The organism is Aestuariispira insulae (assembly GCF_003385955.1).
In the GTDB taxonomy this organism is placed as follows: Bacteria; Pseudomonadota; Alphaproteobacteria; order UBA8366; family Aestuariispiraceae; genus Aestuariispira; species Aestuariispira insulae.
Genome location: NZ_QRDW01000003.1, coordinates 190,531 through 199,631, shown reverse-complemented (window position 1 = coordinate 199,631; position 9,101 = coordinate 190,531). Strand labels below are relative to the sequence as shown.

Sequence of the window (9,101 nt, the reverse complement as noted above, 5' to 3'; positions counted from 1 at the left end):
TAAGGATTAAATTTATGACCACCGTTAAAGTGACTGACGACGATTTTGAGAGCGCCGTCCTCGATTCCGACAAACCGGTACTGGTGGACTATTGGGCAGAATGGTGCGGTCCTTGTAAGATGATCGCGCCGGCTCTGGACGAACTGGCCGCCAGCATGGGTGACAAGGTCACCGTGGCCAAACTGAATATCGATGAAAACCCGAACACACCGACCAAATTCGGCGTGCGCGGCATCCCGACCCTGATGCTGTTTAAGGATGGCCAGGTTGTGGCGACCAAAGTGGGTGCTATGCCGAAAAGCCAACTGGAACAGTGGGTTGAATCCTCGATCTAAGATCCGGGATTAAAGCTTATTGTTGAGAGCCTCGCCCGGAAACGGGCGGGGCTCTTTTATTCTTTTGACCGGCCATCATTTACCGGCCATAACCCCAACCGGCCGCTGTCCAAGGCGGTTTAACCATTTTGACTTTAACCCATCAGGGAGTCCAAACCCCATGAACGGGACTTACAAATCCGGTCCGACCCCGACCAACCGCATCTTTTCCGGCGTCCAGCCCACGGGCAATCTGCATCTGGGCAACTATCTGGGTGCGATCCGCAACTGGGTGCGCCTGCAGGCGGATTATGAATGCGTCTTTTGCGTGGTCGACATGCATGCCATCACCATCAAGCAGGATCCGGTTGAATTGAAAAACTCGATCCGGGAAGTCACCGCAGCCTATATTGCCTGCGGCATTGACCCGGAAAAGAACATTCTTTTCAACCAGTCGCAGAACCACTCTCATGCGGAACTGGCCTGGATCTTCAACTGTGTCGCGCGCATGGGCTGGTTGAACCGGATGACCCAGTTCAAGGAAAAGGCGGGCAAGAACCGGGAGAATGCCTCGACCGGCCTGTTTGTCTATCCGAACCTGATGGCGGCGGACATCCTGGCCTACCGGGCGACCCATGTGCCGGTCGGCGAGGATCAGAAACAGCATCTGGAACTGACCCGCGACATTGCCACCAAGTTCAACAATGATTTCGAAGCGGAAGATTTCTTCCCGCTGCCGGAACCGGTGATCATGGATACCGCCGCCCGGATCATGTCCTTGCGCGACGGCACCAAGAAAATGTCCAAATCCGACCCGTCCGAATATAGCCGCATCAATGTGGCCGACGGCCCGGACGAAATCGCCCAGAAACTGCGCAAGGCCAAAACCGATCCGGAACCGCTGCCGACCGAGGCAGAGGGCTTGGAAGACCGCCCGGAAGCCAAGAACCTGATCGGTATTTACGGCGCACTGTCCGATTTGACCATGGAAGAAACGCTGAAAGCGGTCGGCGGAAAACAGTTCAAGGATTTCAAGACCGACCTGACCGATCTGGCAGTCTCCGTCCTGGGTCCGATCGGGGATGAGATGAAACGACTGATGGCCGATCCGGCCCATCTGGACGGTATCTTGTGCAAAGGCGGCGAAGACGCCCGGAAAATCACCCAGCCGATTATGCAGGATGTCTATGACATCATCGGATTTGTCCGGCCTGAGTAAAAGCCGGATCAAGGCAGAAACCAAGAAGCGCGGGATAGTTTTCCCGCGCTTTTTCATTTCCCCCCAAAATACGCCGTCGGCGGTTTGCCAAGCGTGCGTTTGAACATGGCGATAAAGGCGCTGGGGCTGTCATAGCCCAGGTCCAGCGCCACATTGGTGACCGGCTCGCCCAATGCCAGGCGTTCCATCGAGGCCATCAACCGACATTGCTGGCGCCATTGTCGGAAGGTCACCCCAAGCTCTTTGGTAAAAAGCCTGGCCAAGGTGCGGCTGGAAGCACCGCTGATCCCGGCCATTTCCTCCAGACTGCGATTGTCACCCGGATTTTCAACCAGCGCCTCCGTGATCCGGCGCAGCCTGGCATCCTGGGGCATGGGCAGATGCAGCGGCACGGTCGGCGCGGCCAGGATCTGGTCCATGATCACCTGCATCAGGCGGCCATCCTCACCTTCGGTATCATAATCCTCGCGGATCGAAGCGGCATGGATCAGAAGCTCCTTTAACAAGGTGGAAACGGTCAGCACACAACAGCTTTCCGGCATGCCCCGGGCAAAATCGGTATCCAGATGCAGGCTGCGAAACTTGGCCCCATGAGGGGCATAGACCTCGTGATCGGTGCGGGCCGGGATCCAGACCGCGCGTTCCGGCGGCACCACCCAGCTGCCCTGGCTGGTATAAACCGCCAGCACCCCTTCCGATGCATAGGCGAGCTGACACCATTCATGACTGTGCGGCAGGACACGGCGGCCCGGGCGCATATCACTGGCGCGTACCCGGACCGGACGGGCCATCGCATGCTGGGAATCCTGCGGCAGTGAGACCAGCGGCACATCGGAACCGGCCGGCGGGTCTTCCGGAATCAACTTAGTTTTTTGTCCGTTTGTCGACATCATATGGCATGATAGCGCGAGACAGCCGCGCCTGCCATCCCTATTGTGGGGCCAATCACAAAACAGAAGAAGATGGAAACGGGCTTTTATGAAACCGCTCTCGCATTATCTGAAGCCGGAGGTCTGGCGGACGCCGGAAGGCTGTCTGATCATACTATCCGCTGCCATGCCGCTCTCCTTTGCCACATGGATGAGCCTTTTGAATAACTTTGTGGTGGAAAAAGCTGATTTCGGCCTGGCCGAGATCGGCATTTTGCAGTCTGTCCGGGAAATCCCGGGCCTGCTGGTGGTCAGCTCGCTCCTGTTCCTATTGTTCCTGAAGGAACGGACCTTTGGGTTGATGGCGTTGATCCTGCTGGGGCTGGGCGTTCTGGTCACCGGTTTTTTCCCCAGTGCCTTTGGCCTTTATGTGACCACCGTGATCATGTCGGTCGGCTTCCACTATTATGAAACGGTGCAGATGTCCCTGACCCTGCAATGGGTCGACAAGGAACAGGCCCCCATCTCCATGGGGCGTCAGATCTCGGCGCGCTCCATCGCCTCGATTGTTGCCTATGCGGTGATCTGGCTGGTGATGACCTTCTTCGGGCTGGATTACGAATGGGTTTATGTGGCCGGTGGCGCCATGACCATTTTATTGGTTTTATTCGTGATTTTTGCCTTCCCCAGTTATCAGGCAAAAGAGGTCCAGCATAAGAAGATGATTGTGCGCAAACGCTATTGGCTGTTCTACGCGCTCACCTTCATGGGCGGCGCACGCCGGCAGATCTTTGTCGCCTTCGCCGGTTTCATGATGGTGGTCAAGTTTGATTATTCCGTTGCCGAAATAACCATGCTTTACCTGATCAACCAGGCTTTCAACTTCTGGCTGGCCCCCAAGATCGGCCGTTTCATCGCCAAATGGGGCGAACGCCGGGCGCTCATCTGGGAATATGTCGGTCTGATCCTGGTCTTTTCCGGTTACGCCCTGGCGACAGAGGCCTGGATGGGCGCGGTTCTATACGTACTGGATCATCTGTTCTTCTCTTTTGCCATTGCGCAGAAAAGCTATCTTCAGAAGATCGCGGATCCGAAAGATATTGCCTCCACCGCTGGTGTCAGCTTCTCGATCAACCATATTCCGGCAGTCTTCATCCCGGTCATTTTCGGCCATGCCTTCCCGGATGAAGCCATGTGGATGGTCTTTGCCGCGGGTGCAGGCATGGCGGTGATTTCACTGCTGCTTGCCTTTAACGTGCCCCGGGACCCGAGACCGGGCAATGAGGTGATCATCGGCAACAGCCGCGCCATACCCCAGCCAGCGGAGTAAACGGGAACTTAATCACTGGGCTTTGCGATGCCCTTGGGTCGGCCCGCCGGATTTTCCCTCCCGGCGGGCCGATCATTTTTATGTCACCACCCATGAGATTGCTGCACGGATTTCAGAAAAGATGATAAGCTTTTCCGAACCTTAAGCGGATGGGCGTGACATGGAGCTAACCAGTACTGTTTCCCTGATTCATATGTGGGCAACCTTCTTCTTCATTGCCCTCACCATCCTTCTTTATATCTGGGAAAAGCTGCCGATCGAGCTTTCCTCAGTCCTGGCGCTGGCATCCATGATCACGCTGTTTCATCTGATGCCGCTGAAAGCACCGGATGGCACGAATATGCTGGATGCCCATGCGCTGTTGGCCGGTTTTGCCAATCCGGCGCTGATCACGGTCCTATCCCTGATCATTGTCGGCCAGGCGCTGGTCGCCACCGGCGCACTCAACCAATTGGCCACCCGCCTTACCCAGGTCAGCCGAGGACGTTCCGTGCTGGCTTTTGTGCTGATCTTGACCGGGGTCTGCGCCATTGCGGCCTTTCTCAATAACACCCCCGTCGTGGTGATCTTCATCCCGATCCTGATCGCACTGGCAGGCCAGTCCGCCTACAGCCTGCGCCAGGTGATGATGCCGCTCAGTTTCGTTTCCATCCTGGGCGGCATGACCACATTGATTGGCTCCTCCACCAACCTGCTGGTCTCCCGGTCATTGACCGAATTAGGGATGGAGCCGCTACATTTCTTTGAATTCACCCCGATCGCGGTGATCCTGGCCGCCATCGGGCTTGGCTATGCGCTGTTTATCCTGCCCCGGCTGTTGGGGCGGGAAAGCGTCTCCGGCGGTTCCCTGCTCGACACTGACGGGAAACAATTTCTGGCCCATCTGCATTTGCCCGAGGGATGTGCCCTGATCGGGGCTAAGCCTGTGTCCGGCCATTTTAGCGACCTGCCGAATGTCACCGTTTTGATGATCCTGCGCGGGCCGGATAGTTTTTATCCACCTTTTGACCAGACCCCGCTTGAACCGGGCGACATTCTGGTTGTCGCCGCCACCCGGGAGATACTCACCAGTCCCGGCCTGCTGGAACTGGGCCTGGTCCCGGAAGAACAACAGGCGGCGGACGCAAAAGGCATGCAAGGGGCCTCGGCCCACCGACAGGTGGTGGAAGCCATGATCACACCCGGCAGCCGCCTGACCGGCGGCACCATCCGCGGGACTCGTTTCGAAAACCAATATCGCTGTCTGGTGATCGGGTTGAAACGGCGCGCCCATATGGCCCGGTCCTCGATCAATGAAATCCGCCTGCAGGCCGGCGATATCCTTCTGCTCCATGGCAGCCACGAACGGATCGATGCCTTGCGCAACAATCCTGATCTCGCGCTGCTCCAGCAATCGAAAAAAGACCTGCCCGCCCGTATTCATGCCAAACGGAGCCTTGCGATCTTTTGCACCATGATCGCGCTGGCCATCTCTGAAATCCTGCCGATTGCCATCGCGGCGCTGGCCGGGGCTGGCCTGATGGTTCTGGTCGGCTCGATCCGGCTGAGTGTTGCCTTGCGCAATATCGATTTCCGGCTGGTCTTCATCATTGCGACGTCACTCGCCCTGGGTACTGCGTTAGAACTGACCGGCGGCGCTGTTTACCTTGCCGAAAAGGTGATCATCGGTCTATTGATGGGCCAGGGGCCTGCGGTCCTTCTCAGCGTGCATTTCCTGATCGTGATGATCTTCACAAACCTGATCAGCAACAATGCCTGCGCCGTGCTATTCACGCCCATCGGGGTGCATATCGCGCTCGCCACCGGGCTGGATCCGCATATTTTCGCCATTGCCACCCTGATTGCAGCCAACTGTTCCTTCTGCACACCAATCGGCTATCAGACCAACCTTCTGGTCATGGGGCCGGGGCGCTATTCCTTCCGTGATTTCCTGAGGCTGGGCACGCCGTTGGCGCTCTTGATCTGGCTGAGCTATTCCCTGATAGCGCCCCTTTGGTATGGGTTCTAGGCCGGGTGCGGCAAATGGCCAATTGACTTGCCAGCATACAAAGGGTATTTCCCCGGTGCGTCTAGGAAGACACATCAATAAATGCCGTGAAAACGCGGCCGTAAAGTGGGCAAATATTATGTTGGAAGTTGTCAAAGAACATATGAAGGCTGTTCTGCTGGTTCTGGTCGGCCTGATCGTGATTGCGGGCTATGCAGCCGGCATGGTTTTTGGTGTCGAAGCCGTCTTCTGGCTGGCCATGGCCATTTTCCCCCTCTGTGTATTCAATCTGTTCTGGTGGTCCTCCCCGAAGGGCTGCGCCTGAGCCGCCTCGCCCTGCGGCAGGCTGTCACAGGGAATGCTTTCTTGATTTGAATCAAGGAAGCGTTTGTTGCTGGCCCATACAATCCTCCTCAGAAAGCAACAATGGTCTGCAGACTGAGGAGTAGACAAATGGCCGAAAATCTCAAACCCATCATTCTCGCGCTTGTCGGTGTGATCGTTATCCTGGGTTATGCCGGGCTGATGATGTTCGGCTTCGAAAGCCTGGTTTGGGCCGGTCTGGTGTTAAGCGGGGTCGTTTCCGTCCAGATTGGCATCTGGAGCTTTTCCAAGCTCTGACACCCGCACAAGAACCCGGCCCTGTTTTCAGGCTTGCCGGAAAGGGAGCCATTCCCCACATTGGGGAGAGTGACCTCTTTTCCGTCGGAGCCTGGAAATGCCGTTCCTGGGACTTTTCCTGATCATCTTATTCGCCGCAGTCATTTTTGGGCCCGGCCTATGGACCAAGCGCGTCCTGGCGCGCCATAATGCCGACCGGCCCGACTATCCCGGCACCGGCGGCGAATTGGCCCGGCATCTGCTGGACGGCTATAAACTGTCCCATATTCCCGTGGAAGTGACCGACCAGGGGGATCATTATGACCCCATCAACAAGGCCGTGCGCCTTTCCAAGGATTATTACCACGGACGCTCGCTGACCGCTATTGCCGTCGCCGCCCACGAGGTCAGCCATGCCATCCAGGACCGGGATGGGTACAAACCGCTGGCCCGGCGCACCCAGTTGGTCAAATCCGTCCGGATCTGGCAGCAGATCGGCAATGTGATGATCGTGGTGGCCAGTATCGGCTCGCTCTTCATCGCAGGGCCGCTTGCCTTCGTAATCGGTCTTTTTGGCTTCCTGCTGACCGGTTTATTGGGCGTGATAGTGCATCTCTCGACCTTGCCGGTGGAAATTGACGCCAGTTTCAACCGGGCGCTTCCCATTCTGGAACATGGCGGCTATCTGCCAAAGGATGACCTGCCGGCGGCGCGGGAGATCCTCAAGGCCTGCGCCTATACTTATGTGGCGGCGGCCCTGGGGTCGATCCTGAATCTTTTGCGCTTGCTTCGGCGCTAAATCAAAAGACCCGACAATATTTCCAGCTATTCCGATTCAGGGTAATCAACCCGTCGGTAATTCAGTTGCACCGGACGTGATTGGAGTTTCTCTATCAACTCCAGTGGAACACCTATCTTTTCCATGCTTCCACTCAAATCACGTTCTGAGAGAACAGATAGAAGTGCGAAATGCCCGTCTTCAGTCCAGTTATCCTGGTTTACTACCACAGTCCCAAGATCAAGAACTTCACCTGCATTGATTTCAACCTCACCAATGGGGAGATCTGATCGAACCATATGATAGTCATATTTTTGGAACCAATATCCTATTTCCGGCAGCTTATATTTGCCGGGTGAAACAACAAAATAACCACCGCCAACAGAACTAATCCATTTTTCCGGCAACGCACCGTTTTCATGAGCCCAGGATAATGGAGAATACTGGCTTGCAAGCTTATAAACCGGGAATTTCCGGGAAGAAGAATCATCCTGCCATCTCGCGGATTGGATGGAATCTTCAACCAACGTCACACGCCACAGAAAATCATAAGTCCCCCGCGATTCACCCCGAGACCCCAGGTATACCAAGGCTTTTTCACCGTTGATAACCTGTTGATACTGTTCTGCGGTCGGCCGCTCATACGTAAATTCCCTCTTGCAACCAAGCAGAACAACAAAGCCAAGCAAAAACAGAGTTGCTTTTGGTAATTTCAACTTCATCTCTATTTCCTGAAAAGAAGACCCGGGCTTAGGCCTGTTTAGGCAACATGCCCTTCATATCCCGCTTGCCAAAGAGATGGATATGCAGATGCGGTACTTCCTGATGCGCATCGCGGCCATGGTTGGCCAAAATGCGATAACCGCTTTCCTGTAGATCCAGCTCCCGCGCGACCGTGCCCAGCGCCCGGATGTAATCCGCGATCTCCGCATCGCTGGCATTGGCCGAAAAATCGTCCATGGAGACATAAGCCCCTTTGGGGATAACCAGCACATGCACCGGGGCCAGGGGATTGATATCCCGGAAAGCCAGCGCATGCTCGCTTTCAAAAACCTTGTCGCAGGGGATCTCGCCCCGGAGGATCTTCGCGAAGATGTTCTGGTCGTCATAGCCCATGATCGTCATTCCCCTGTTTAGAATTCAGCCCTTGCGGGATTTTTTCTCATCAATGCCGGATATGCCGCGGCGGCGCGCCAATTCATCAAACACATCATCAGGGGCAACCCCCTGGTCCGCCCAGAGCACCATCAGATGATAAAAAAGATCGGCGCTTTCCGAAACCAGCTTATCCCGGTTGCCCTTGACCGCCTCAATCACGGTTTCCACCGCTTCTTCACCCAGTTTCTGGGCAATCTTGTCCGTGCCCCTGGAAAACAGGCGCGCAGTATGGGATTTCTCCGGATCCCCGCCCTTGCGGGAAACGATCTCATCATAAAGATCATCGAGGATTTTCCAGTTTGCGTGTTTCTTGCTCACGGGCGGTCTCCCTGAAAACTAATTCAGCTCTATGGATTCAAGAATTCTCATAGCAGTTTCAACATCCAGTTCCTTCTGATCCGCAGAAGAATAATAATTGAATGTCAGCATCCTGCCTTTATAGGAGGTAAAAGCCGTAATATTGCGGGACCGCTCCCCCTCGTCCGTACTTTCCTTATCCAGTATGGCAAATTTGCGGCCGTTAATCTCACGCAACTGCTCTTCATGAAAAACAACATCGCTCTCGTTCCACCAAATGAGAAACTTGGTCGCCTGCATCGGAACGCTGTAGCCGAACAATTGCTGTTCCACATCAGCCTTTCTCATCGGCTCATTCAAAAGCGCTAGGACCATATGATCTTCACGGACCGTGCTGGAAATAATAATGGCATCCCCCAAGTCATAAAACGGGTGATCTTCGTTTTCATTTTGGAGAGGCATAAGGTAATAGCCTTTAGGTACCGAGATCATTAGATCTCCATCCCAAAGGGAATGCTGGTCCCACTCCTCTGCCCGGCAAAGAGTGGA

The 9,101-nt window shown here is 55.4% G+C and carries 12 protein-coding genes; 7 read left to right on the top strand and 5 right to left on the bottom strand.

The features are described 5' to 3' along the window. Window positions 1-14: 14 nt before the first annotated feature. Together trxA and trpS are read left to right on the top strand one after the other, a co-directional pair. Complete coding sequence (gene trxA / locus DFP90_RS09835) at window positions 15-335, top strand: thioredoxin TrxA (RefSeq protein ID WP_115936294.1); 321 nt, start codon at window positions 15-17, stop codon at window positions 333-335. Window positions 336-495: 160 nt separating this feature from the next. Then, complete coding sequence (gene trpS, locus DFP90_RS09830) at window positions 496-1,533, top strand: tryptophan--tRNA ligase (protein ID WP_115936293.1); 1,038 nt, start codon at window positions 496-498, stop codon at window positions 1,531-1,533. A 53-nt stretch (window positions 1,534-1,586) separates the two neighbouring features. Here trpS and DFP90_RS09825 read toward each other — a convergent pair whose 3' ends face one another. Further along, window positions 1,587-2,396, bottom strand: coding sequence for an AraC family transcriptional regulator (locus tag DFP90_RS09825; RefSeq protein ID WP_245957024.1), 810 nt, complete (start codon window positions 2,394-2,396; stop codon window positions 1,587-1,589). 115 nt (window positions 2,397-2,511) lie between these two features. Between DFP90_RS09825 and DFP90_RS09820 the strand changes: the two genes are divergently transcribed. From DFP90_RS09820 to DFP90_RS09805, 5 genes are all read left to right on the top strand, one after another. Continuing rightward, complete coding sequence (locus DFP90_RS09820; protein ID WP_115936292.1) at window positions 2,512-3,732, top strand: MFS transporter; 1,221 nt, start codon at window positions 2,512-2,514, stop codon at window positions 3,730-3,732. A 160-nt stretch (window positions 3,733-3,892) separates the two neighbouring features. After that, window positions 3,893-5,740: an SLC13 family permease gene (locus tag DFP90_RS09815; protein ID WP_115936291.1), complete on the top strand. Its 1,848-nt coding sequence runs from the start codon at window positions 3,893-3,895 to the stop codon at window positions 5,738-5,740. 118 nt (window positions 5,741-5,858) lie between these two features. Further along, the gene (locus DFP90_RS09810) at window positions 5,859-6,044 is read left to right on the top strand and encodes a hypothetical protein (protein WP_115936290.1); all 186 of its coding nucleotides are present in this window, start codon (window positions 5,859-5,861) and stop codon (window positions 6,042-6,044) included. A gap of 128 nt (window positions 6,045-6,172) precedes the next feature. Beyond that, the gene (locus DFP90_RS22815; RefSeq protein WP_181905279.1) at window positions 6,173-6,340 is read left to right on the top strand and encodes a hypothetical protein; all 168 of its coding nucleotides are present in this window, start codon (window positions 6,173-6,175) and stop codon (window positions 6,338-6,340) included. A gap of 97 nt (window positions 6,341-6,437) precedes the next feature. After that, window positions 6,438-7,118, top strand: a complete 681-nt coding sequence (locus DFP90_RS09805; protein WP_115936289.1) for a zinc metallopeptidase — start codon at window positions 6,438-6,440, stop codon at window positions 7,116-7,118. Window positions 7,119-7,144: 26 nt separating this feature from the next. Here the strand turns inward: DFP90_RS09805 and DFP90_RS09800 are convergent, their stop codons facing one another. Genes DFP90_RS09800 through DFP90_RS09785 form a run of 4 tightly spaced genes read right to left on the bottom strand, consistent with a single transcriptional unit; the run spans window position 7,145 to window position 9,044 of the window. Next, entirely contained in the window at window positions 7,145-7,819 is a 675-nt protein-coding gene (locus DFP90_RS09800; RefSeq protein WP_115936288.1) for a hypothetical protein, read from the bottom strand. 28 nt (window positions 7,820-7,847) lie between these two features. After that, a complete protein-coding gene (locus DFP90_RS09795; RefSeq protein ID WP_115936507.1) occupies window positions 7,848-8,213 on the bottom strand; it encodes a histidine triad nucleotide-binding protein in 366 nt (121 codons plus the stop codon). A gap of 24 nt (window positions 8,214-8,237) precedes the next feature. Continuing rightward, complete coding sequence (locus DFP90_RS09790; RefSeq protein WP_115936287.1) at window positions 8,238-8,573, bottom strand: phosphoribosyl-ATP diphosphatase; 336 nt, start codon at window positions 8,571-8,573, stop codon at window positions 8,238-8,240. A gap of 18 nt (window positions 8,574-8,591) precedes the next feature. Then, the gene (locus tag DFP90_RS09785; protein ID WP_147300986.1) at window positions 8,592-9,044 is read right to left on the bottom strand and encodes a hypothetical protein; all 453 of its coding nucleotides are present in this window, start codon (window positions 9,042-9,044) and stop codon (window positions 8,592-8,594) included. Between the last annotated feature and the right edge of the window lie 57 nt (window positions 9,045-9,101).